Source organism: Bacillus cereus group sp. BfR-BA-01349 (assembly GCF_022663795.1).
In the GTDB taxonomy this organism is placed as follows: Bacteria; Bacillota; Bacilli; order Bacillales; family Bacillaceae_G; genus Bacillus_A; species Bacillus_A cereus.
Window position 1 is genome coordinate 1 of record NZ_JAKUGE010000047.1, and the last position, 25,177, is coordinate 25,177.

Genomic DNA, 25,177 nt, shown 5'->3' on the forward strand with positions numbered 1-25,177 from the left:
CCCGTTCCCATACCGAACACGGAAGTTAAGCTCTCTAGCGCCGATGGTAGTTGGGACCTTGTCCCTGTGAGAGTAGGACGTTGCCAGGCAATATTATTCCGCAGTAGCTCAGCGGTAGAGCTATCGGCTGTTAACCGATCGGTCGTAGGTTCGATTCCTACCTGCGGAGCCATTGGAGAGCTGTCCGAGTTGGCCGAAGGAGCACGATTGGAAATCGTGTATACGTCACAAGCGTATCAAGGGTTCGAATCCCTTGCTCTCCGCCATAGGATTTATAATATTTGGCCCGTTGGTCAAGTGGTTAAGACACCGCCCTTTCACGGCGGTAACACGGGTTCGAATCCCGTACGGGTCACCACTTTGGAGGATTAGCTCAGCTGGGAGAGCACCTGCCTTACAAGCAGGGGGTCGGCGGTTCGATCCCGTCATCCTCCACCATATAAATTTTATATGAATAGTATTATCGCGGGGTGGAGCAGCACGGTAGCTCGTCGGGCTCATAACCCGAAGGTCGCAGGTTCAAATCCTGTCCCCGCAACCAAATGGTCCCGTGGTGTAGTGGTTAACATGCCTGCCTGTCGCGCAGGAGATCGCCGGTTCGACCCCGGTCGGGACCGCCATTTTAATAAGGCTCGGTAGCTCAGTCGGTAGAGCAGAGGACTGAAAATCCTCGTGTCGGCGGTTCGATTCCGTCCCGAGCCACCATTTATTTTAATAAAATGCGCCGGCTTAGCTCAATTGGTAGAGCAACTGACTTGTAATCAGTAGGTTGGGGGTTCAAGTCCTCTAGCCGGCACCATGTAAGTTTCGGAGGGGTAGCGAAGTGGCTAAACGCGGCGGACTGTAAATCCGCTCCTTCGGGTTCGGCAGTTCGAATCTGCCCCCCTCCACCATTTACATAGGGGCATAGTTTAAAGGTAGAACTGAGGTCTCCAAAACCTCCAGTGTGGGTTCGATTCCTACTGCCCCTGCCAAAATATATTTACACAACATGGCGGTTGTGGCGAAGTGGTTAACGCACCGGATTGTGGCTCCGGCATTCGTGGGTTCGATTCCCATCAGTCGCCCCATTTTTATTTTAAAAATTACAAATAATCTAATGGATACTTACATATAATTAAGTAAGAATTCGATGGGCTATAGCCAAGCGGTAAGGCAACGGACTTTGACTCCGTCATGCGCTGGTTCGAATCCAGCTAGCCCAGCCATTTTTGCGGAAGTAGTTCAGTGGTAGAATACAACCTTGCCAAGGTTGGGGTCGCGGGTTCGAATCCCGTCTTCCGCTCCAATAAAATTTTATATGGCGGCATAGCCAAGTGGTAAGGCAGAGGTCTGCAAAACCTTTATCACCGGTTCAAATCCGGTTGCCGCCTTTTCTTTTGTGCCGATGTGGCGGAATTGGCAGACGCGCACGACTCAAAATCGTGTTCCTTCGGGAGTGTCGGTTCGACCCCGACCATCGGTATCATGAACGGCGTAAAAAAGCTCTATACAATTAGTATAGAGCTTTTTTATTTTCTTTTCATGACATGACAAAATAAGCAGAAAAATATTGTATATACAATATTTCTTTCGAGTACTCTAGAGAGAATTTCTCCACCCCGGTGACATGAAGTTAAATCCGATACCACCAGTAGATATTAGTACACTATCAACGGTTAAGTTTGTAACCTCTAAAAACTTCTTTTCAAACCCTTCTCTGTTGTACTTATACATAGTTGAGTGGCACGCCCACATATGCGTTGAAGTACTTAACCAGTCCCCTAAATCTTTTAATTCAGGGAACGACTCAAATTGAATTGGTTCATCTAATTTCATGAATCTCACTTGATAGATAGTTGGGTTTAACTTTTCTTCTATCCCTTTAAGACTATGTGCTTTTTTCTCATTTGAATGTGTCATAATTCTCCCTCTCTCTTTTCTTCAAATTTTTCCCTATTTTTATTATACAGCAATAGAAAGTAATTATGGGAATATTATGGAAATAGGTGTCAGCAATATAAAAAGACTCTAACAGAAATGTTAGAGTCTTTTTGTTAAATTATACTATGTGCTTCTAAAATTCGTAATAAACGTAGGAATTCATGTATAATATAACTTGTCGAAAGAACAAAATGATAGTGATTTATATTATGTCTGTAATATGAATCAAAAATGAACTTTTTATATTTCTTTTAAAAATGTGTTGAACACACATTATATTTCATATTAATATTTTTATGTAGATTTAAAACGGGAAAGAGAGTGGAAAGTATGGGCCGTAAATGGAACAATATTAAAGACAAAAAAGCATCAAAAGATGCAAATACAAGCCGTATATACGCGAAATTTGGGCGTGAAATTTATGTGGCAGCAAAACAAGGCGAGCCAGATCCAGAATCAAACCAAGCGCTAAGAGTTGTATTAGAGCGTGCGAAAACATACAATGTTCCAAGAACAATTATTGATCGTGCAGTTGAAAAAGCAAAAGGCGGTTCAGAAGAAAATTATGACGAGCTTCGTTATGAAGGATTCGGACCAAATGGAGCTATGGTTATTGTAGATACACTTACAAATAACGTAAACCGTACTGCAGCAGATGTACGAGCTGCATTTAGCAAAAATAGTGGTAATATGGGTGTGAACGGTTCTGTAGCTTACATGTTTGATGCGACAGCTGTTATCGGCCTTGAAGGTAAAACATCAGATGAAGTTCTTGAAATTTTAATGGAAGCAGATGTAGATGCACGTGACATTCTAGAAGAAGAAGATTCTGTTATCGTGTATGCTGAACCAGATCAATTCCATGCAGTACAATCTGCACTTAAAGGTGCTGGCGTTGAGGAGTTTACAGTTGCAGAATTAACAATGCTTGCACAAAGTGATGTAACACTTCCTGAAGATGCTCAAGCACAATTTGAGAAAATGGTTGATGCATTAGAAGATTTAGAAGATGTTCAACAAGTTTATCACAACGTAGACTTAGGAGAGTAATACGATAGAAGACCCTTTTCGCTTAGCGGATAGGGTCTTTTTTTATGAAGTTAATTAAGGTGATGAAGTATTAAAGGTATTTTGTTGTAGGTAGTGAATATGATTATAGGGATATATAAAATATTCATTATTTCTAGGAGGCTTAATATGGAACATAAGACACCAAAGCATATAGTTGCTGTAGCAGGTTATTTAACAAATGAAAAAAATGAAGTGTTATTAACAAAAGTGCACTGGCGAGCTGATACGTGGGAGTTGCCAGGAGGACAGGTAGAAGAAGGCGAAGCGCTCGATCAAGCTGTCTGTAGGGAAATAAAAGAGGAAACAGGGTTAACGGTGAAGCCTATCGGAATTACAGGGGTTTATTATAATACCTCTATGCATATTCTAGCTGTTGTTTTTAAAGTAGCATATATAAGTGGTGAAATAAAAACTCAACCTGAAGAGATACAAGAGGCTAAATTTGTTGATTTAAATGAAGAGAACATAGATGAGTATATAACGCGTCCTCATATGAAATCCAGAACGCTTGATGCAATGAGTGCAACACATTTTATTCCGTATGAAACGTGGGAAGTACAGCCATATAATTTAATAGGAAGATTGTAAAGAAAAGAGTAGCCGATTTGAGATACATTCGAATCACTACTCTTTTTTGTATACTGTTTAAGAAAAAGGTCAAAATAATAATAGCACTAGTATTGATTTGTAGAACGTTTGTTCTGCATAATAAATCTATATGTTATATACATTTAGATTACTAGATAGTCAAAAGTATATATATTTGTAGATGATATAATTAAAGTGTAAAGTGAAAATATAATAGTCTTAAGGGTTTCTCTTTTATTGGTTATTCGTGCTTTAACATAACCTATATTCAATATTTCAGATGAATAGTAGATAAAAAAATACTGTGATACAATACTTTTTTATCCCACTATTTGCTGGGCAGTAAGCCTGATTGATGAGGGCTCATTAAAGTTTCACTTTATACCTTACAATGATGTAAGGTACGTGTAAGAGAAATCGATGGGATATTTTTTTACAACAATGTATTCTTAAAGTAAGAGTTATATGCTGTGTGGAAAAGAGGTGTTCAAGATGAAAGAACGGGTATTATCTAGGGTGAACTATCATCAAAAAGTTGCATTAAATCCAATGACTAAACTTTTTTATAAAGCCATTATATTATTATTATTGTTAAGTTGTACGTTATTATTCATTGGAAATGTAATGATTGAGAAAAGTGATATTAGTAAATTACATGTACCGACTAAGTTAGAGGTGCCAGAATCATTAACACATGCATTTATTGCGACAGAAGATAAAAGATTTTATCATCATAACGGTTTAGATTATATAGCAATTATTAGGGCCTCAGTTGAGAATATAAAGGCTGGTGGTGTCGTGCAAGGAGGAAGCACGATTACACAACAGCTATCTAAAAATGCCTTTTTAACAAATGAACGTACATTTTCTCGTAAGTGGAAAGAGATTTTTTATACGAAAAAAATTGAACGCACATTTACGAAGGATGAAATTTTAAAATTATATGTAAGTAATATTTATTATGGAGAAGGAGCGTGGGGAATTGAAAAAGCAGCAAACCTTTACTTCGGTAAAAAGGTGAACCAATTAACGTTGGCTGAAAGTGCAATGATGGCTGCTGTAGTAAAAGCACCTGCTTATTACTCACCTGCACAAAATTATGATAAAGCAGTAGAGAGACGAAATGTCGTTTTGAGACTAATGGAGAAAGAAGGCTATATAAGCCATGATGAGTATGTTCAAGCAGTTAGTGAGAAATTGGTAATTCGTCATGATATAAAGATAGAGCAGTCGATGTTAAATAGCGCGCGTAAAAAAGCAGTAAGTTAAGAGAAGTTCCTACAGAGGAGCTTCTTTTTTGAATAAATTGTGACAAATTGTGACACAATATCGTCACAATTATTGTGTTTTTGTAATTTATGTGAGCGTGTTCATTGCGGGACGTATATAAGTGTTGATATTATGTGTATTGTGTACAATGCTGTATACAGAATATGAATTTAAAGAGGAATGTATATGAAATCAAATAAACTCATGGCTCTTGGTATAGTTTTTTCTATCGCAGTATTGATTGTAATTGGAACAATTGCGTATAGCATCATAAATGACAAAAAAGATAAAGGGAATGAGATGTTTGCTTATTCTACGCAACAATCTTTAGGGAAAGATGATGCTCCAGTTAAGGTAGTTGAATTTGGAGACTTTAAATGTCCTGCTTGTCGTACTTGGGATGTAACAGTATTACCTCGATTAAAAGAAGAGTATATTGATAAAGGCAAAGTGCAGTTATATTTTATTAACTTCCCATTTATCGGAAAAGACTCGGATTTAGGTGCAGCAGCTGGTGAAGCAATTTATAAACAAGATAAAGATTCATTCTGGATTTTCTATGATGAGATTTATCAAAATCAAAAGAAAGATACGGAAGAATGGATTACAGAAGATTTGCTTCTTAGCATTGTGAAAGAGAAACTGCCGAAAGTTGATGTAGAGCAATTTAAGAAAGATTTACACAGTAAAGACATTAAAGAAAAAGTACGTAAAGACTCAGATCGTGCTCAAAAATTAAAAGTTCAAGGTGCTCCTTCAGTATATGTAAACGGAAATCTTGCAAATCCTGATTTTGATAGTATGAAGAAGGCAATTGATAAAGAATTGAAAAAGTGATGAGGTTTCTCATCACTTTTTCGACTTTTTTCGATAAAATTCTTGCCTCTACTTTTTTTACATGCTATACTACTTTACATAAGTTATTCTAATATCTTATATGTAATTCATATTTGCGGGTGTAGTTTAGTGGTAAAACAAGAGCCTTCCAAGCTCTGGTCGAGAGTTCGATTCTCTTCACCCGCTCCAAATTTTATTAAATGTTTTTCTATAAATTGTGATCAACGCAGTGTTTCGTTTCCGAGATAAACGAGGCATTGCGTTTTTTAATGTTTGAAAAACCTAATTACATGCGAAAATAGAAGTAAATAATAGTATTCCAAAAGTGAATTACTAACCAATAGAGTCGTTACATAAGGGATGGATTCATCTGAGGAGGCGATTAAGAGTGGATTTTGAACAATTAAAGCAAGATGTAATTGCGTATAGTAAAACAATTGGCATAGATAAAATAGGCTTTGCGAGTGCTTCTCCTTTTGAGGAATTAAAGCAGCGCTTAATCCAGCAACAACAATTAAATTATCAATCTGGATTTGAAGAGCCTGATATAGAGAAGAGAACGAATCCGCAACTGTTATTACCGGGTGCTAAATCAATTATTGCGATTGCTTTAGCATATCCTTCAAAATTAAAAAATGCACCATTAAGTAAGCGTGGAGAACGCCGTGGGATTTTTTGTCGTGCTTCTTGGGGACAAGATTATCATCTTGTTTTACGAGATCGTTTGCAAAAATTAGAAGCATATTTAATTGAAAAACTTCCGGATATAGAAGTGAAGTCCATGGTTGATACAGGTGAATTAAGTGATCGAGCTGTATCAGAGCGTGCAGGCATTGGATGGAGCGGTAAAAACTGCTCTATTATTACACCTGAATTTGGTTCGTACGTATACTTAGGGGAAATGATTACAAATGTTCCATTCCCGCCAGATAAGCCGATAGAAGATCAATGCGGGGGCTGTACGAAATGTATCGATATTTGTCCTACCGGTGCTTTAATACAGGGGGGACAGTTAGATTCGAAGAAGTGCATTGCGTTTTTAACACAGACGAAAGGATTCCTACCTGAAGAATATCGCGATAAAATAGGAAATCGTATATATGGATGTGATACGTGTCAGACTGTTTGCCCGAAAAACAAAGGAATGGATTTTCATAATCATCCTGAGATGGAGCCGGATCCTGAGCTAGTTAAACCATTATTAACGCCACTTTTAACAATTAGTAATCGTGATTTTAAAGAGAAATATGGGATTATGTCAGGGTCATGGAGAGGGAAAAAGCCACTGCAAAGAAATGCGATTTTAGCATTAGCACATTTTAAAGAAGCATCGGCAATTCCTGATTTAATTGGTGTTATGAAAGATGACCCAAGACCAGTACTACGCGGAACGGCAGCATGGGCACTTGGGAAAATTGGCGGAGATGGAGTAGGCGAAGCGATTGAGAAAGCGATGGAACGTGAGAAAGATGAAGAAGTGCTTCATGAAATGAATCGCGGGCTTGAATTGTTAGCACAGAAAAAAGAGTAGATAATATTTCCCTTTTTCATATTGTAATATGGGAGGGAGACAGAATGGTTGTAAAAACGAAGATTGAAAACCAAGTACAACAATTTTTAGCATATATAACGGAGAAAAGAACGAATGTGGATGGTATTGCTGAGGATTTACTACAAATGGCACTGAGAAAGAAACAATTGTTTCAAAGACGTAGTGCACATATAGTGAAAGCAACTGCGGATGTTTCTTTCATTAGACAATTAAATAGTAATGACCATCAAGAAATTGATTATCAAATACATTTTAAATATTTAATTAAGCATAAAGAATTATTTTATATTGAAGAGGAACAATTAAAACGAAGAGTTTGTTTAAATAATAGTCGGATTATAGGCGATTATGCTATTGAAGTGTCAGAAGAAATTAGAATGGGTGAGACATTAGAAAGGGAAATTACTAAAGAGAAGTACGGTTCTTATCAGTATAATCGTTTAGAGGCAGTGAAATATGCAGAGCGTTGGTGGGATGACCGAAATCCTATGTATCGTAATTTCCCTGATAATTGTACGAATTTCATTTCTCAATGTCTTCATACTGGAGAAGTACCTATGAGCGGGTATCCTAATATTCGTAAAGGATGGTGGCAAAGGGAGAATCAGTGGAGCTGGAGCTGGGCTGTTGCACATTCTTTTTATTGGTATTTGTCAGGTGCTACAACAGGACTTCGAGCAGAGGCGGTAGAAAGGCCAGAAGAACTTATTCTTGGAGATGTCATTGCTTATGATTTCGAGGATGACGGAAGATGGAATCATACGACGATTGTAGTAGCAAAAGATGCAGATGGTATGCCGCTTGTAAATGCACATTCAGCGAATAGCCGTCGACGTTATTGGAACTATGAAGACTCTAGTAAATATACACCACAAATGAAATATAAATTCTTTCATATTATTAATGGGTAGAGATTTTTCGCTCAAGTGGTATAATACGTAGTAGACAAAAAACAGAGGTGAATATCGCGTGGGAGTACATGTTGTTTTATATCAGCCAGAAATTCCAGCAAATACAGGGAATATTGCTCGTACTTGTGCAGCAACTGGAACAGAATTACATTTGATTAGACCGCTTGGATTTTCAACGGATGATAAAATGTTAAAGCGTGCAGGATTAGATTATTGGCAGCACGTAAAAATTACGTATTATGATTCAATTGAAGAATTTTATGAAAAAAATAAAGACGGTGAATTCTTCTATTTAACAAAGTATGGCGAGAAAGCTCATACAGCGTTTGACTATAGCAAGCGCGAGAAGGATTACTATTTTGTATTTGGAAGAGAAACAAACGGCTTACCAGCTAATGTAATCGAAGAAAACTTTGATCATTGTTTACGTATTCCAATGACAGATAAAGTACGTTCATTAAATTTATCTAATACAGCAGCAATTTTAATTTATGAAGCGTTCCGTCAACAAAATTACCCTGGATTAGATTTAGAAATCGTTTATTAAAAGTCGCCATATGGCGACTTTTTTTATAAAATAAAAATAATATATAATCATACATTTAAAAGAGAGGACATAATCATATAGAATGGGATATATGATTAAAAATAGATAAGACGGGTTGAGATAAATATGAAGGAAGAATATAGTAATCAAAATACCTTTTTAAGTATGATAGATATGGATTTAATTAGACAAGGATTATTACATGCTATTCAAGATTTAGTATTCATATTGAAAGTTATTGATAATGAAACGTTTCAATATATGTATGTGAATAAAATAGGAATGGATTATGCTAGGTTAAGCGAAGAGTGCTATGGAAAAACTTTTGCAGAAGTATTACCAAAAGATGAGATACATTATGAATCTTCACTTAATCCTGTCTGCGACGAAGAAGGAATATGTCAATTTGTTATTTGTATTACAAGAGATATTACAGCTCAAATTGAGGAGAAGACAGAGATAGAGGAAAAACAAATGTTATTTAAGTCGTTACTGGAATATAATAATGACTCAATTATATCTATAGATTCTATAGGGAGAGTTACATATGCAAATCCGGCAACGTATGAAATATTTGGATACCGGTATGAGGAATTAAATAATAAATTTATTTTTGAATTCATTAATAAAGAATATGAAAAAGATTTTCAAATTATATTTAAGGGATCGATGCAAGGAAAAGCAAAACAAATTGTTTCAAAGAAATATGTTCATAAAGAAGGGTACGAGCTATATATTTCTTTGAGAACTATCCCGATTATTGTGAACGGTGAAATTGTTGGGATTTATATTGTTACAAGAGATGTTACAAGGCAAGTATTAAACGAAATGCGAACAGAATATTTAGCTTACTATGACCAGTTAACGGGATTAATGAATAGAATTTCATGTACAAATAAGTTAAATACTTTTTTAAATGAGAGTGTAAATTTTGCACTTGTATTTATAGATTTAGATGAGTTTCATCGTATTAATGATACATTTGGTCATAAAGAGGGAGATAAAGTATTACAAAAAGTTACAGAATGTTTAAGCAATCTAAAAATAGAAGATATGCACTTATTTAGAGAACACGATGATCAATTTGTTATGTTGATAGAAAATATAACGAAAGAATATGTAGAGGAAGTTGCAAAAAGCATACTGAAAAATATTAGTGAATATTTTGTAATCGAAGAAGAAGATGTATATTTAAGTGCGTCAATTGGAATTGTAATGGCTCCAGCAGATGGAGAAGATGAAAAAATACTATTTCAGAGAGTCGATGCTGCTTTAGAAAAAGCAAAAGAAAAAGGAAAAGGACATTATCATTTTTATTGTAGTGGATTAGACTGTGAGCGTGAACAAAGGTTTATAATAGAAAACCAGTTACATCGTGCTATAGAAAAAAGTGAATTTTTCTTATATTATCAGCCACAAATTAATATTGAAACGAAAAAAATAGCTAGTATGGAAGCTTTAATAAGGTGGGAGAATAAGGAATTAGGATTTGTTTCTCCAAACCAATTTATTCCGTTGGCAGAAAGAACAGGATTTATTATTAAGCTGGATGAATGGGTAGTAAATCAAGTGTGTCAGCAATTGCGCGAATGGTTAAATAAAGGGTATGATGTGGTCCCAATTGCAGTTAATATTTCAGCTAGACACTTTCGTTCTATTACATTAATAGAGATGATTACACGGGCTTTAAATAAGTACAATGTACCAACTCATTTATTAGCGATAGAGGTTACAGAAGGAGCTCTTATACATAAAGATATATCGAAGAGAGTATTACTACAATTAAAAGAGAAAAATTTAAAGATTCATTTAGATGATTTTGGAACAGGCTATTCATCTTTAAGTTATTTAAAAACATATCCAATTGATACTTTAAAAATTGATCGTTCTTTTATGGAAGGTATACATATAGATGAACGTGATACGAATATTACAGCTGCAATTATTCATTTAGCTCATACTTTAGAATTAAATGTAATTGCAGAAGGAGTAGAAAAAAAGGAGTAAATACAGTTTTTGAAAGAAAAGAATGTGAAGCTTGTACAAGGTTATTATTATAGCCGACCACTATCCAAATATGATATGGAAAATATGTATTATAAATAAAAAAATGATGTGCTAAAAGCACATCATTTTTTATGTGTACCTGGTTTGTCATTGTAACCGGATGTAAAAATAGCTGTAAGAAATGTGAGTGATACACCTAAAATTAATAATAATTTCATACTAATATCCTCCTTACTTTTTTCGGTTCATGAGTTTTATTTATTACCCAAAATGTATGTAAGGTTCTTAGAAGAAAAGAATTTATTTATAATGAATAGCAGTGTAAAAACGTTAATACCTATATTATACAGAATTTTCTTTGAATTTTGGAGAGAATTTTAGTGTGCTATTATATATTTCGTTTTGATTTAAAGAATGTTTAAGGACATCCTAGCATACCTTTTATAATAATCCGATTGAACAAGGAGATGGGGGAGGAGCTATAATGGATATTCTAAAAAAGATTGAACAGCATCGAGCAGCAGAAGAGCGTTTACAATGGGAAGGTACGTTTGCGGAGTATTTGGAGCTTGTGAAAGAAAGACCATGGGTGGCTCAAACAGCACACTCTCGCATTTACAATATGATAAAAGATGCTGGAATTGAAGAAGTTGATGGTAGAAGAAAGTATAACTTCTTTAGTAATCAGCTCTTTGGATTAGAGGATGCTCTAGAACGTCTTGTAGAGGAATATTTTCATCCATCTGCAAAACGATTAGATGTTAGAAAAAGAATTTTATTATTAATGGGTCCTGTTAGTGGAGGGAAATCAACGTTAGTTACAATGTTGAAACGAGGATTAGAAACATATTCAAGAACAGATCGCGGAGCAATTTTTGCAATTAAAGGATGCCCAATGCACGAGGATCCACTGCATTTAATTCCACATCATTTACGAGATGATTTCTTTGATGAGTATGGGGTTAGAATTGAAGGGAATTTATCACCACTAAATGTCATGCGTTTAGAGCAAGAATACGGATCAAGAATTGAGGATGTAGTTGTAGAGCGTATTTTCTTCTCTGAAGATCGCCGTACAGGGATTGGTACATTTAGCCCGTCTGATCCAAAATCACAAGATATTGCAGATTTAACAGGTAGTCTGGACTTTTCTACGATTGCAGAATATGGTTCAGAATCAGATCCGCGTGCGTATCGATTTGATGGAGAATTAAATAAGGCAAACCGAGGAATGATGGAGTTCCAAGAGATGTTAAAATGCGATGAGAAGTTTTTATGGCACTTATTATCACTTACGCAAGAAGGGAATTTCAAAGCGGGAAGATTTGCGCTTATTTCAGCAGATGAATTAATTGTAGCGCATACGAATGAAACAGAGTATCGCTCATTTATAGCAAATAAGAAAAATGAAGCATTGCACTCAAGAATTATTGTAATGCCAGTTCCTTATAATTTACGAGTAAGTGAAGAAGAACATATTTATGAAAAAATGATTCGTGAAAGTGATGTATCGAATGTTCACATTGCACCACACACACTTCGCGTTGCAGCAATGTTCACTATTTTAACTCGTTTAAAAGATCCGAAGCGTCCGGATATTGATTTAATTAAAAAGATGCGTTTGTATGATGGAGAAACGGTAGAAGGTTATAATGCGATTGATGTAGAAGAATTACAACGCGAATATCAAGATGAAGGTATGAAGGGTATTGATCCTCGTTATGTCATTAACCGAATTTCGTCTACAATCATTCGAAAAGAGGTACCATCTATTAACGCGTTAGATGTACTTAGATCTTTAAAAGATGGGCTAGATCAGCATCCATCCATTAGTAATGAAGACCGTGAACGTTACATGAATTTCATCTCATTAGCGAGAAAAGAATACGATGAAATCGCGAAGAAAGAAGTACAAAAAGCGTTTGTTTATTCATATGAAGAATCAGCTAAGACGCTTATGGATAATTACTTAGATAACGTCGAGGCGTACTGCAATAAATCGAAATTACGTGATCCGTTAACAGGAGAAGAAATGAGTCCAGATGAAAAATTAATGCGCTCAATTGAAGAGCAAATTGGAATTTCAGAAAATGCTAAGAAAGCGTTCCGTGAAGAGATTTTAATTCGCATTTCTGCTTATGCCCGTAAAGGAAAACGCTTTGATTATAATTCACATGAACGTCTTCGTGAAGCGATTCAGAAAAAACTATTTGCTGATTTAAAAGATATAGTGAAAATTACAACATCAACGAAAACGCCGGACGAAAATCAGCTTAAGAAAATCAATGATGTTGTTGCGCGTTTAATTGATGAGCATGGCTATAATTCTTCTTCAGCAAATGAATTACTACGCTATGTAGGTAGCTTGTTAAACAGATAGTTTGATAACAAAACGCTGTCTCTTGTATTTTGCGGGACAGCGTTTTATTATCCGTTCATATGTGTATAAAGTGTCATACCTTGTCCAAATGTAATAAATTAAGATGCAATTTTATGAATTTATTGTCAATTATTTTTACAATATGCATATGATAGAGTAACCAACCATTCATACGAAAAAAGCCAACACAATACAATATGTTGCAAAGTAAAAATATGTGCAACAATGCATTGTGTTTCTTTCTTATCAGTGGCTGAATATTTCTTTCTATTATGTGAGTGGCAAAATTTTGTTTAGGATGCTCGGGGTATTGTATGAAAAACGTTATAAATGTTTATGGGATGATTTTCTGTGGGCAGTTACCTTTCAAACATTCTAGCTTGCACATTACAGAACAAAATTTATAGATTGCTGTTCATACAGGAAGACAATTACAGTAAGGAGGGAAAGGAATGGGCGAAGAAAATCAACCAAATTATACGATTTCACAGGAAAACTGGTCCCTCCATCGCAAAGGATATGACGACCAACAGCGCCATCAAGAAAAAGTACAAGAGGCAATTAAGAATAATTTACCCGATCTTGTAACAGAAGAAAGTATAGTTATGTCTAATGGTAAGGATGTTGTAAAAATACCAATTCGTTCTCTAGATGAATATAAGATTAGATACAATTATGATAAAAATAAACATGTTGGGCAAGGAAACGGTGACAGCAAAGTTGGTGATGTCGTTGCGAGAGATGGATCAGGTGGTCAAAAACAAAAAGGGCCAGGAAAAGGGCAAGGAGCAGGAGATGCAGCTGGGGAAGATTACTATGAAGCTGAAGTCTCTATTTTAGAATTAGAGCAAGCGTTTTTCAGAGAGTTAGAACTGCCTAATTTAAAGAGAAAAGAAATGGATGAAAACCGGATTGAACATGTTGAATTTAATGACATTAGAAAAACAGGATTATGGGGAAATATCGATAAGAAACGAACAATGATATCCGCATATAAACGAAATGCAATGAGTGGTAAAGCATCTTTTCATCCAATTCACCAAGAAGACTTAAAGTTCCGCACTTGGAATGAAGTATTAAAGCCAGATTCAAAAGCTGTTGTATTAGCGATGATGGATACGAGTGGATCGATGGGAATATGGGAGAAATATATGGCACGTAGCTTCTTTTTCTGGATGACAAGATTTTTACGCACAAAGTATGAAACAGTAGATATTGAATTTATTGCCCATCATACGGAGGCAAAAGTAGTTCCAGAGGAAGAGTTTTTCTCAAAAGGAGAAAGTGGCGGAACGATTTGTTCTTCTGTATACAAAAAAGCACTCGAACTTATCGATAATAAATATTCACCAGACCGCTATAATATTTATCCATTCCATTTTTCAGATGGTGATAATTTAACATCAGATAATGCTAGATGTGTAAAACTTGTTGAAGAGCTAATGAAGAAGTGTAATATGTTTGGGTATGGGGAAGTGAATCAGTATAACCGCCATAGTACACTCATGTCAGCCTATAAAAATATTAAAGATGAAAACTTTAGATACTATATTTTAAAGCAGAAAGCAGACGTATTTCATGCGATGAAAAGCTTTTTTAGAGAAGAATCAGGTGAGAAAATGGCATAACCTCTTTTAAAGAGGTTCTTTTTTTGTAAACTTTTTATTTTTCTAGTTGACAATGATAATGAAAATCATTATCATTTATTCGAGAAATGATTACATTTCGAATTATATATTTTGAAGGAGATGTAAAATTGAAACAAAATAAAAGAAAACGTATAAATGCAATGATTATAGCGGCGGCGTTATCACTTCCGTTTGCTGTTTATTCAACACCTGCTTTAGCGGCAGTAGCAATTGAGGCGAATAAAACGGGACAAGGTTTAGAAGATGGTACATATGACGCTGTTATTAAAGCGTATAAAGATAAAACAAATGAAGAGTCTATGGCAGCTGTTTATATAAAGGATCCGAAATTAACAATTGAGAATGGAAAGAAAATTGTAACAGCAACGTTAAGTGATAGTGATTTCTTTCAATACTTGAAGACAGAGGATATTCACACTCCAGGTGTGTTTCATGATGTAAAGGTCATATCAGAAGACAAAAAGAAAAATGGGACGAAGGTTATTCAATTTGAAGTTGGAGAATTAGGAAAAAGATACAATATGCAAATGCATATTTATATTCCAACGATGGCCTATGACAATAAGTATCAAGTACAGTTTGAAGTAAATACATTGAATTTAGAGAACAATGTTCCAGAAAAACAAAAGGAAAATAAAGAGGATAAAGTGGATCAACAAGATGAAATTGGAAATGTAATAGTAGATAAGCAACTACAAAGGCATATTAATAAATATAATTTAAATAGAGAAAATCTAGATACCCCAATAACTAAGGAAGATTTATTAAAAGTTAAATCCTTAATAGTCGTTGAAGCTAAAAGTAAAGGAATAAAAGACGTAAGTGGTCTAGAATATATGACGAACTTAGAAAACTTAACGTTGGAAGAAGTTAAGTTAAAAAATATAAAATTTATCTCGGACTTGAGACAATTGAAATCATTAAGTATAACCTATGGTGAACTTGAAGATATTGGACCTTTGGCTAAGTTAGAGCATATTGAGTTTTTAACTTTGAGAAACAATAAAATCTCAGATTTAAGCCCATTAAGCCAAATGAAGAAGATTAAAATGCTAGATTTAAATAGTAATTATATAAAAGATATTAAACCATTATTTACAGTGAAATCTTTAAGGACTTTGACTGTGGCAAATAATCAAATTAGTAATGATAACCTTGCTGGAATTGAGCAATTGAAAAATGTAAAAAACTTATCTTTAAGTAACAATGGACTTACAAATATTGAACATATTACATCAATGAAAAAATTAGTAGAGTTAGATCTTGCTAAAAATGAATTAGAAAACATCGAACCTTTATCAAGATTATCTACTGTACAATCACTTAATTTAGAAGAAAACTATATTTCAGATATAACGCCACTTAGTCACTTAACAGACTTATATGATTTAAAGTTAGGTTCAAATGAAATTCGTGATGTTAGACCTGTTCAAGAGCTAGGAAAAAGAATATATATCGATATTCAAAGACAAAAAATTTTTTTAGATGATGTAGAAAAGGATAAGGAAGTTAAAATACCTATCTATAATTTACAAGGAGAGCCACTTGATACTATTCAATTGAAGAGTGAAGATGGGATCGTTAATAATGGTTCTGTTAAATGGGGGACTACTGGTGAAAAAACATACGAATTTACGTTGGATATAAAGCCAGAAGAGAACCGTATTAAGTTTAATGGAACAGTAATTCAAAATGTTGTTGAAAGATTAGACAAAATCAAGGAAACAATAAAAGAGGATAATGAACAAAAGGAAAATGTAATTCTCGATAAAACTTTACAACAACATATTAATAAAAAGAATTTAGGTAGAGAGAATTTAAACGCTCTTATTACAAAAGAAGATTTATTACAGATCAAAAAATTAGAGATACCTAAAGAAAAAGGAAATGAGATAGAAAATATAACAGGTTTAGAGTACATGACGAACTTAGAAAACCTCACTTTAGAAGGAGTAGGCCTGAAAAATATTGAGTTCATCTCAAACTTGAAACAATTGAATAATGTGAATGTATCTCATAATCAAATTGAAGATATAACACCACTATCTTCATTGGAAAATTTACAGTGGTTAAATCTTGCGGACAATCATATTAAAGATGTAACGGTTATTGGTTCCATGCTAAACTTATTTAGCTTAAATCTAGCTGGGAATGAGATTCGTGATGTCAGGCCGTTAATACAATTAGGGCAGTGGTTTACAATTGATGTTGGAAGACAAAATATCATTTTAAATGATGCAAAAATAAACGAAGAAATTCAAGTTCCTGTATATGATTTAGAAGGAGAAAGTATTGAAAATATTCAATTGACAAGTGAGGGAGGGACGTTTAATAACGGAGTAATAAAATGGAATACCCCAGGTGAAAAGGTGTATAAATTTGATTTAGATTCTGATGAAATTAGCATAAGGTTTAACGGAACAGTTATACAGAATATAGTGGAAAAAGAAGAAGTGAAAGAACCAACAAAAGAAGTTGAAGAAACAAAAGAAGAAGTGAAAGAACCAACAAAAGAAGTTGAAGGATCGAAAGAAGAAGTAAAAGAACCAACAAAAGAAGTTGAAGAAACAAAAGAAGAAGTGAAAGAACCAACAAAAGAAGTTGAAGAGCCAAAAGAAGAAGTGGACGAGCTAACAACAGGAGTTGAAGAGTCGAAAGCGGAGGGGAAAGAAACAGGAAAAGAAATTGAAGGTTCAAAAGAAGCAGTAAATCCATCCGAAGTAGTCCAAGAACAAAACATGAATCATCAAGTTGTGAAAGAAAATAAACCAGTTGCTAATAAACAGGAAGAAAGTAAGAAATCATTAGGAGCAACAGGGGGACAAGCGAATACATCAAAGTTACTTTCAGGCGTAGCATTAGTTCTTTCAGCACTGAGTATGTTTGTATTTAGAAAGAGATTATTTAAGAAGTAAATAACGTGTTATCTTATTATATTGTAAAATAATTGTATGAGTTTTTGAGAAGACATTATCATGGCAGTTTCATTTTGAAATAGGCTTATGATAATGTCTTTTTTAAGGAGGATATAAATGGAAAAGGTGTCGGAGAGCGGTTATTACAAGTTGCAATTCAGTATATTTTCTCCTTCCAAGGGATGAGAGAGATAGTACTATGTTTGAATACGAATAATGCTCGTGTGATGAAATTGTGCAAGAAAGTAGATTTTGAGGAAAAAGCATGTTTACAACACTATATAATAGAGTGAAAAACCCATTCATATGAAAATGATATTTCATACGAATGGGTTTTATTACGGATTTAGAAGTGATTTGAGGCGCCAATCGTTACATAACCTTTTTTATTTTTTTCGGCACTTCTTTCGTTTGCAAATTAACATCTTCTTTTCGTAGCTCTTTAAAGAGTGAAGTAACCATAAGAACGACTACAATAGAAAATGGTAGCGCAGCAATTATAGCTGCGATTTGTAGCGCATTTAATCCTCCAGCTTGTAATAAAATAGCGGCAATTATCGCGATTGTTAATCCCCATATAAGTTTTAAACTATTTTTCGGTGATAAACTTCCGTTACTCGTTTGCATTGAAACAACAAATGTTGCTGAATCGGCAGAAGTAACGAAAAATGTGGCTACTAAAATTAACCCGATAATCGTTAAAAATGTAGAGAATGGTAGGTGTGAAATAACAGCAAATAATCCAATCTCTGTACCATTTTTTGCAATTTCATCAGCTATTCCAAGCGATTGGAACATTTCCATATGGATTGCGGTACCACCAAATACTGCAAACCAAAATGTACAGATAAGAGTCGGGACTAATACAACTCCAAAAATAAATTCTTTTATTGTGCGCCCTTTAGAAATACGAGCGATGAATGTACCGACGAATGGAGACCAAGAAATCCACCATCCCCAATAGAAAATAGTCCAGTTTTCAATCCAAGAAGAAGATTTTTCATTAAATGCTCCTAAATTTAATCCCATACTAGGCAAAGCTCCAATATAAGAACCGAGTGTAGATGTGAAATATTTCATAATAAATACGGTTGGCCCTAAAAATAAAAAGGAGACGAGTAAAATACCTGCAAGAGAGAAATTTAAGTTACTCAAATATTTAATCCCACGATCTAAGCCAGTTTGTGCACTCGTTAAATATAAAACGGCGAAGATGGCGATAAGTACGAGCTGTGTAAGTAAAGTGTTATGAATAGAAGGGAATAAATAGCTTAATCCTCCAGCAATTTGTTGAGCACCAATCCCAACAGATGGTACAATGCCAAACACTGTGGCTAAAACAGCTAAAATATCGACTGTTTTTCCGATACGAGAATTTTTCGATCGATTAAATAATGGAGTAACTGTAGCCCCGATAGTGCTACCTTTTTGTTTGCGGAATGTGAAATATGCAATTGTTAAAGCAACCATTGCGTATAGTGACCATGGAAAGAGACCCCAGTGGAAAAATGAATATTGCATAGCGAGTTTGGCACTTTCCTCTGTCCCCGCTTTTCCTGTTAATGGATCTGTAAAATGTGAAATCGGTTCAGCGATTCCATAAAAGAGGAGTCCAATCCCCATTCCTGCTCCAAACAACATGGATAGCCAAGATGGATAATTATATTTTGGCTTTTCTCCATCTTTACCAAGACGAATAGAACCGTACTTAGAAAATGCTAAATAAGCAGCCAAAATAATCATTGTAGTCATAAGTAGAGAGTAAAACCACCCAAATTTATTGAGGATAAATGAGTTTAAAGAGGATGTAACACTTTGTAAATCGTAGCCTTGTATCCAACTTGCTGGGGTAATTCCCCATATAATGAATAATGTTGTTAGCAAGAAGGAGATATAAAATACACTGTTTTCTTTTTTTATCATAGAATCCCACCCTTATTTAATAAAGTTAACAATTATAATAATCATAACAATTAAGTTTTTAATTGTCAAAAAATTACCTTTTTATAATGTGAAAGGATGCAATTTGTTTTAGGGAGGTAAAGAGCAATGTGTTCACGATATGTACAAATTATAGGAAGAAATAATATGAAATATTGCATTTTATATTGTTACATCCAGATTTTATGTTAAATTCTTGAATGGAATATTAAAATAGGGGGCAAGGATATGAACAAGAAATCAAAGATCAATAAAGTGATGCTTAGCATTAGTACAATGACTTTATCGTTAGGCGCACTTCAAACTCATGCAGCAGCGGAAGAAAAAGTACCGTATAACGTGTTGAAAACGAAACCGGTTGGAATTGAAAAGTCGGTAGATGAAGTTGGACATATTTCAAAAGTTGATGAAACTTTATCAGTTCAAGAACGTTTAAAAGTAGGAGATTTTTCACAGCGACCAGCATCTATTACGAAGAAAACTGCAGTAAAGCAAGTTAAAGAAAGCTATTCAATGGCTGATTTAAACAAAATGAATGATCAAGAATTAGTTGAAACGTTAGGCAGTATTAAGTGGCACCAAATTACAGACTTATTCCAGTTTAATGAAGATGCAAAGGCTTTTTATAAAGATAAAGGAAAAATGCAAGTCATTATAGATGAATTAGCTCATAGAGGTAGTACATTTACGAAAGATGATTCAAAAGGAATTCAAACGTTTACCGAAGTGCTGCGTTCAGCTTTTTATCTTGCATTTTATAATAGTGAATTAAGCGACTTAAATGAAAGAAGCTTCCAGGACAAATGTTTACCTGCTTTAAAAGCAATCGCAAAAAATCCGAATTTTAAGCTTGGTACAGTTGAACAAGATACAGTCGTATCTGCATACGGTAAATTAATTAGTAATGCTTCAAGTGATGTTGAAACGGTTCAATACGCATCGAATATTTTAAAGCAATACAATGATAATTATACTACTTATGTAAATGATCGAATGAAGGGACAAGCAATATACGATATTATGCAAGGTATTGACTATGATATACAGTCGTACTTAACTGTGGCTCGTAAAGAAGCGAATGAAACGATGTGGTATGGAAAAGTAGATGGGTTTATTAATGAAATAAATCGTATTGCTCTTCTAAATGAAGTAACGCCAGAAAATAAATGGCTCGTTAATAATGGCATTTATTTTGCTAGCCGTTTAGGGACGTTTCATAGTAATCCAAATAAAGGATTAGAGGTTGTTACACAAGCAATGCATATGTACCCGCGCTTAAGTGAACCGTATTTTGTTGCGGTAGAACAAATTACAACAAATTATAATGGTAAAGATTATAGCGGGAATACAGTAGATTTAGAGAAAATACGTAAAGAAGGAAAAGAGCAATACTTACCAAAAACGTATACATTCGACGATGGATCAATTGTGTTCAAAACAGGAGATAAAGTATCAGAAGAAAAAATTAAGAGACTATATTGGGCTGCGAAGGAAGTAAAGGCACAGTATCACCGTGTAATTGGAAATGACAAAGCGTTAGAGCCAGGAAATGCGGATGATGTATTAACGATCGTAATTTATAATAGTCCAGATGAATATCAGTTAAATAGACAATTGTATGGATATGAAACAAACAACGGTGGAATTTATATTGAAGAGACAGGTACATTCTTTACATATGAGCGTACACCAGAGCAAAGTATTTATAGTTTAGAAGAGTTATTCCGTCATGAATTTACTCATTATCTGCAAGGGAGATATGAAGTTCCTGGTTTATTTGGAAGAGGAGATATGTATCAAAATGAAAGGCTAACTTGGTTCCAAGAAGGAAATGCAGAGTTTTTCGCAGGATCTACTCGTACGAATAACGTTGTACCAAGAAAGAGTATAATTAGCGGATTATCATCTGATCCTGCAAGCCGTTATACAGCAGAGCGTACACTATTTGCTAAATACGGTTCTTGGGATTTCTATAATTACTCGTTCGCATTGCAGTCTTACTTATATACGCATCAGTTTGAAACATTTGATAAAATTCAAGATTTGATTCGTGCGAATGACGTGAAAAATTATGATGCATATCGTGAAAATCTAAGTAAAGATCATAAGTTAAATAAAGAGTATCAAGAGTATATGCAGCAGTTAATTGATAATCAAGATACATACACTGTACCAGAAGTAGCTGATGATTATTTAGCTGAACATGCAACGAAGTCGTTAGCAGCGGTGAAGAAAGAAATTAGTGATACGTTGCCTATGAAAGATACAAAAATGACAAAACATAATTCTCAATTCTTTAATACATTTACATTAGAAGGTACGTATACAGGTAGTGTCACAAAAGGTGAATCAGAAGATTGGAAAGCAATGAGTAAAAGAGTAAATGAATCTTTAGAACAATTGGCGCAAAAAGAATGGAGTGGCTACAAAACTGTTACAGCATACTTCGTCAATTATCGTGTGAATAGCTCAAATGAATTTGAATATGATGTAGTTTTCCACGGTATCGCAAAAGATGACGGAGAAAATAAAGCTCCAACGGTTCATATAAATGGTCCTTATAATGGACGTGTAAAAGAAGGTATTCAATTTAAAAGTGATGGCTCAAAAGATGAAGATGGAAAAATCGTTTCTTATTTATGGGACTTTGGAGATGGAAGCACAAGTGCAGAGGCTAATCCAGTACATGCATATGAAAGAGAAGGAACTTACAAAGTTGCGTTACTAGTAAAAGATGATAAAGGGGGAGAGAGCAGAAGCGAAACAACGGTTACGATTAAAGATGGAAGTTTAACAGAATCAGAACCAAATAATCTTCCAGAAGAAGCGAATTATATTGGGCTAAACACTACTATAAAAGGTAGCCTTATCGGCGGAGATCATACTGATGTTTATACATTTAATGTAGCATCAGCGAAAGATATCGATATTTCCGTTTTAAATGAGTATGGAATCGGGATGACATGGGTGCTGCACCATGAATCAGATATGCAAAATTATGCAGCTTACGGTCAAGCTAATGGAAATCATATAGAGGCAAAAATGAATGCAAAACCAGGTAAGTATTATTTGTATGTATATAAATATGATAATGGCGATGGAACGTACAAATTATCAATAAAATAAGTGCTTTTCCAATGTATGTTTAACTTTACTTTTTGTGGAAAATAGTATATTATATAGATATATAATATATCGGTTATTTACTAGGAGGAGCCTGTCACAATAGGCTTCTCCTGTTCTTTTTTAGGGGGCCTGTCTTACAGGCTTTTCTTTAAAAAGTAAATAACTGAAAATTAAGAACAATAATCTTTGAAAGAGGTGGGGCATACACATAACAAAAAAGGGATTGTTTAAGAGAGGGGGATAAGAAATGGTTTTGTTTGGTTATCCACTTGAAACAATTTATTTATACGGATTTATTATTGCTACTATACTCACTGTGATTTATATCTTTTTTGGAGATATATTTGAATCCATATTTAGTTTTGGAGGCGGATCGGTATCCGTTGTTACTTTATTACTTAGTTTTTTCGCCATGTTATGTGGACTTAGTTATATAGGAGAATATTTATTTTCCTTTAATAGCATTCTTATTTTCGGGGCTGCATGTGCTATATCCTTTATTGGTGTATTCATAATGAAAATACTAATTTTAAAGCCGATTGCAGAAGCAGAACAAAATACTGTGCAACGTATGGATGAGTTCATAGGTTGCAAGGGGGAAGTCATTACAACAATTCCTACAGAAGGATTTGGAGAAGTACTAATCTCCTCTCAATTTGGAAGTAATGCAATTCCAGCTAAAACAATTGGGAAAAAAGATATTTCACAAGGAACTGAAGTTATTATCGAGGGAGTCCAAGATGGTGTTTTACTTGTACAAAACATCGCTTATTCTTTAAAAAAACCAAAATTATAAGGGGGAATTCACATGACGATTCCATTAATTATTGGTGGAGTGTTACTCGCAATTTTAATTCTACTCATTTTAGTATTCATTACGAAGTATCGAACAGTTGGACCAGATGAAGCGTTAATTGTTACAGGGAACTGGCTTGGTGGCGGAAAAAATGTAGTTACCACTGATGATGGAAAGAAGATTAAGATTATTCGCGGTGGCGGTACATTCGTAGTTCCAATTATGCAACGAGCAGAGCCTTTAAGCCTATTAAACTATAAGTTAGAAGTGGGTACACGTGATACGTATACGAAGCAAGGTGTTCCAGTTACAGTAAATGGTGTTTCTATTATTAAAGTAGGTTCTACGATTGAAGAAGTATCTACAGCAGCTGAGCAATATTTAGGAAAAGAAACAGAAGAGTTAAAAGTAGAAGCAAAAGAAGTTTTAGAAGGTCATTTACGTGCGATTTTATCTTCTATGACAGTAGAAGATGCGTATAGTAATAGAGAGCAATTTGCTCAAAAAGTACATGAAGTAGCTTCTACTGATTTAAAGAAAATGGGTCTTCGCATCGTTTCCTTTACAATTAAAGAAATTATGGATAAGAATGGTTACTTAGATGCACTTGGTCAGCCGCAAATTGCGACAGTGAAGCGTGATGCAACAATTGCGAATGCAGAGCGTGAAAAAGAAGCTCGTATTGAAAAAGCTCGTGCTGAGAAAGAAGCAAAAGAAGCTGAATATCAACGTGATGCTCAAATCGCTGAAGCTGAAAAACATAAAGAATTAAAAGTACAATCTTATAAGAGAGAGCAAGAACAAGCTCGAGCAGACGCGGATCTTTCTTACGAATTACAACAGGCGAAAGCACAACAAGGTGTTACAGAAGAGCAAATGCGCGTTAAAATCATTGAGCGTGAGAAACAAATTGAATTAGAAGAAAAAGAGATTGCGCGTCGTGAGAAGCAATATGATGCAGAAGTTAAGAAAAAAGCAGATGCAGATCGCTATGCTGTTGAGCAATCAGCGGAAGCAGAAAAAGTGAAACAAATTAAAAAGGCAGATGCGGATCAATATAAGATTGAAGCTGAAGCGAGAGCTCGTGCAGAAGAAGTACGTGTAGAAGGTTTAGCGAAGGCGGAAATTGAAAAAGCGCAAGGTCAAGCAAAAGCAGAAGTACAAAAAGCACAAGGTACAGCGGAAGCGGATGTTATTAGATTAAAAGGTTTAGCAGAGGCAGAAGCGAAACAAAAAATTGCAGAGGCATTCGAGTTATATGGCCAAGCGGCAATTATGGATATGGTTCTTAAAATGCTTCCAAGTTATGCGAAAGAAATTGCAAGCCCACTTAGCAATATTGATAAAATTACAGTTGTCGATACAGGTGGCGGTGGTAAAAATAGCGGCGCCGGAAAAGTTGCAGGTTATGCGACTGATTTAATGGCAACGATGCAAGAAACGTTAAAAGCATCTTCTGGCATTGATTTAAAAGAGTTATTAGAAGGATTTGCTGGAAAAGGAGCAGTACAGCAATTATCAAGCGATAAACCTGTTGTATCTGTAGTAGAAGATGAGAAAAAGGAAGTAGAAAAAGAGAAAGAATAGTAAGGCGGGAGAGACCTCTAGTAAGTACGATGCTAGAGGTTCTTCTGTGGATTATAATATTTCGAATAATATACATTT

At 34.8% G+C, this 25,177-nt stretch carries 15 protein-coding genes, 16 tRNA genes, 1 rRNA gene and 2 pseudogenes; 32 read left to right on the forward strand and 2 right to left on the reverse strand.

Annotation, left to right across the window (positions count from 1 at the left end; genetic code table 11):
* The 16 genes from rrf to MR169_RS21695 all read left to right on the forward strand — a co-directional run.
* Positions 1 to 89, forward strand: a 5S ribosomal RNA gene (rrf, locus tag MR169_RS21620); the annotation flags it as partial.
* Between the two features lie 8 nt (positions 90 to 97).
* Positions 98 to 172 (forward strand) — tRNA-Asn (locus tag MR169_RS21625).
* Between the two features lie 2 nt (positions 173 to 174).
* Positions 175 to 266, forward strand: a tRNA-Ser gene (locus MR169_RS21630).
* 17 nt (positions 267 to 283) lie between these two features.
* Positions 284 to 358: transfer RNA gene (locus MR169_RS21635), tRNA-Glu, on the forward strand.
* Between the two features lie 4 nt (positions 359 to 362).
* Positions 363 to 438: transfer RNA gene (locus tag MR169_RS21640), tRNA-Val, on the forward strand.
* A 26-nt stretch (positions 439 to 464) separates the two neighbouring features.
* A tRNA-Met gene (locus tag MR169_RS21645) sits at positions 465 to 541 on the forward strand.
* 3 nt (positions 542 to 544) lie between these two features.
* A tRNA-Asp gene (locus MR169_RS21650) sits at positions 545 to 620 on the forward strand.
* Between the two features lie 9 nt (positions 621 to 629).
* Positions 630 to 705: transfer RNA gene (locus MR169_RS21655), tRNA-Phe, on the forward strand.
* 18 nt (positions 706 to 723) lie between these two features.
* Positions 724 to 799, forward strand: a tRNA-Thr gene (locus MR169_RS21660).
* A gap of 10 nt (positions 800 to 809) precedes the next feature.
* Positions 810 to 893, forward strand: a tRNA-Tyr gene (locus MR169_RS21665).
* Between the two features lie 7 nt (positions 894 to 900).
* A tRNA-Trp gene (locus tag MR169_RS21670) sits at positions 901 to 974 on the forward strand.
* Positions 975 to 994: 20 nt separating this feature from the next.
* Positions 995 to 1,070: transfer RNA gene (locus MR169_RS21675), tRNA-His, on the forward strand.
* A 63-nt stretch (positions 1,071 to 1,133) separates the two neighbouring features.
* Positions 1,134 to 1,208: transfer RNA gene (locus MR169_RS21680), tRNA-Gln, on the forward strand.
* Between the two features lie 5 nt (positions 1,209 to 1,213).
* A tRNA-Gly gene (locus MR169_RS21685) sits at positions 1,214 to 1,288 on the forward strand.
* 14 nt (positions 1,289 to 1,302) lie between these two features.
* Positions 1,303 to 1,373: transfer RNA gene (locus tag MR169_RS21690), tRNA-Cys, on the forward strand.
* A gap of 10 nt (positions 1,374 to 1,383) precedes the next feature.
* Positions 1,384 to 1,465, forward strand: a tRNA-Leu gene (locus MR169_RS21695).
* 116 nt (positions 1,466 to 1,581) lie between these two features.
* On the opposite strand, the gene MR169_RS21700 is transcribed toward MR169_RS21695, so the two are convergent.
* Positions 1,582 to 1,902, reverse strand: coding sequence for a DUF3884 family protein (locus MR169_RS21700; RefSeq protein WP_000149817.1), 321 nt, complete (start codon positions 1,900 to 1,902; stop codon positions 1,582 to 1,584).
* A gap of 351 nt (positions 1,903 to 2,253) precedes the next feature.
* Here MR169_RS21700 and MR169_RS21705 point away from each other — a divergent pair, with 351 nt between their 5' ends.
* The 13 genes and pseudogenes from MR169_RS21705 to MR169_RS21765 form a co-directional block, all read left to right on the forward strand.
* Positions 2,254 to 2,973: a YebC/PmpR family DNA-binding transcriptional regulator gene (locus MR169_RS21705; protein ID WP_000532952.1), complete on the forward strand. Its 720-nt coding sequence runs from the start codon at positions 2,254 to 2,256 to the stop codon at positions 2,971 to 2,973.
* 147 nt (positions 2,974 to 3,120) lie between these two features.
* The gene (locus MR169_RS21710; protein WP_000400457.1) at positions 3,121 to 3,582 is read left to right on the forward strand and encodes an NUDIX hydrolase; all 462 of its coding nucleotides are present in this window, start codon (positions 3,121 to 3,123) and stop codon (positions 3,580 to 3,582) included.
* Between the two features lie 492 nt (positions 3,583 to 4,074).
* The gene (locus tag MR169_RS21715) at positions 4,075 to 4,851 is read left to right on the forward strand and encodes a transglycosylase domain-containing protein (protein WP_242320011.1); all 777 of its coding nucleotides are present in this window, start codon (positions 4,075 to 4,077) and stop codon (positions 4,849 to 4,851) included.
* Positions 4,852 to 5,037: 186 nt separating this feature from the next.
* Positions 5,038 to 5,688, forward strand: a complete 651-nt coding sequence (locus MR169_RS21720) for a DsbA family protein (protein ID WP_000841306.1) — start codon at positions 5,038 to 5,040, stop codon at positions 5,686 to 5,688.
* Positions 5,689 to 5,803: 115 nt separating this feature from the next.
* Positions 5,804 to 5,877 (forward strand) — tRNA-Gly (locus tag MR169_RS21725).
* A gap of 199 nt (positions 5,878 to 6,076) precedes the next feature.
* Positions 6,077 to 7,219, forward strand: a complete 1,143-nt coding sequence (gene queG / locus MR169_RS21730; RefSeq protein ID WP_000345215.1) for a tRNA epoxyqueuosine(34) reductase QueG — start codon at positions 6,077 to 6,079, stop codon at positions 7,217 to 7,219.
* 44 nt (positions 7,220 to 7,263) lie between these two features.
* Positions 7,264 to 8,151 carry an amidase domain-containing protein gene (locus MR169_RS21735; RefSeq protein ID WP_000260592.1) on the forward strand — a complete coding sequence of 296 codons (888 nt, stop codon included), beginning with the start codon at positions 7,264 to 7,266 and terminating at the stop codon, positions 8,149 to 8,151.
* 58 nt (positions 8,152 to 8,209) lie between these two features.
* On the forward strand, positions 8,210 to 8,698 hold the full coding sequence (trmL, locus tag MR169_RS21740) for a tRNA (uridine(34)/cytosine(34)/5-carboxymethylaminomethyluridine(34)-2'-O)-methyltransferase TrmL (protein WP_000538147.1): 489 nt from the start codon (positions 8,210 to 8,212) through the stop codon (positions 8,696 to 8,698).
* A gap of 126 nt (positions 8,699 to 8,824) precedes the next feature.
* Positions 8,825 to 10,804: pseudogene (locus MR169_RS21745) on the forward strand (EAL domain-containing protein).
* A 385-nt stretch (positions 10,805 to 11,189) separates the two neighbouring features.
* Positions 11,190 to 13,085 carry a PrkA family serine protein kinase gene (locus MR169_RS21750; protein ID WP_000353273.1) on the forward strand — a complete coding sequence of 632 codons (1,896 nt, stop codon included), beginning with the start codon at positions 11,190 to 11,192 and terminating at the stop codon, positions 13,083 to 13,085.
* Between the two features lie 452 nt (positions 13,086 to 13,537).
* Positions 13,538 to 14,713: a sporulation protein YhbH gene (yhbH, locus tag MR169_RS21755; RefSeq protein WP_000503518.1), complete on the forward strand. Its 1,176-nt coding sequence runs from the start codon at positions 13,538 to 13,540 to the stop codon at positions 14,711 to 14,713.
* A 128-nt stretch (positions 14,714 to 14,841) separates the two neighbouring features.
* The gene (locus MR169_RS21760; protein WP_242320012.1) at positions 14,842 to 17,649 is read left to right on the forward strand and encodes an NEAT domain-containing protein; all 2,808 of its coding nucleotides are present in this window, start codon (positions 14,842 to 14,844) and stop codon (positions 17,647 to 17,649) included.
* 107 nt (positions 17,650 to 17,756) lie between these two features.
* A pseudogene (locus tag MR169_RS21765) lies at positions 17,757 to 17,942 on the forward strand (GNAT family N-acetyltransferase); the annotation flags it as partial.
* Between the two features lie 79 nt (positions 17,943 to 18,021).
* Here MR169_RS21765 and opuD read toward each other — a convergent pair.
* Complete coding sequence (gene opuD, locus MR169_RS21770; protein ID WP_000591575.1) at positions 18,022 to 19,572, reverse strand: glycine betaine transporter OpuD; 1,551 nt, start codon at positions 19,570 to 19,572, stop codon at positions 18,022 to 18,024.
* A 246-nt stretch (positions 19,573 to 19,818) separates the two neighbouring features.
* On the opposite strand from opuD, the gene colA reads away from it, so the two are divergent.
* The 3 genes from colA (at position 19,819) to MR169_RS21785 (ending at position 25,099) form a co-directional block, all read left to right on the forward strand.
* Positions 19,819 to 22,716 (forward strand): collagenase ColA, encoded by a 2,898-nt coding sequence (colA, locus tag MR169_RS21775; RefSeq protein ID WP_242320013.1) that lies wholly within the window; start codon positions 19,819 to 19,821, stop codon positions 22,714 to 22,716.
* A gap of 247 nt (positions 22,717 to 22,963) precedes the next feature.
* Positions 22,964 to 23,512, forward strand: coding sequence for an NfeD family protein (locus MR169_RS21780; protein ID WP_000242438.1), 549 nt, complete (start codon positions 22,964 to 22,966; stop codon positions 23,510 to 23,512).
* 12 nt (positions 23,513 to 23,524) lie between these two features.
* Complete coding sequence (locus tag MR169_RS21785; RefSeq protein WP_000155006.1) at positions 23,525 to 25,099, forward strand: flotillin family protein; 1,575 nt, start codon at positions 23,525 to 23,527, stop codon at positions 25,097 to 25,099.
* Positions 25,100 to 25,177 lie beyond the last annotated feature (78 nt).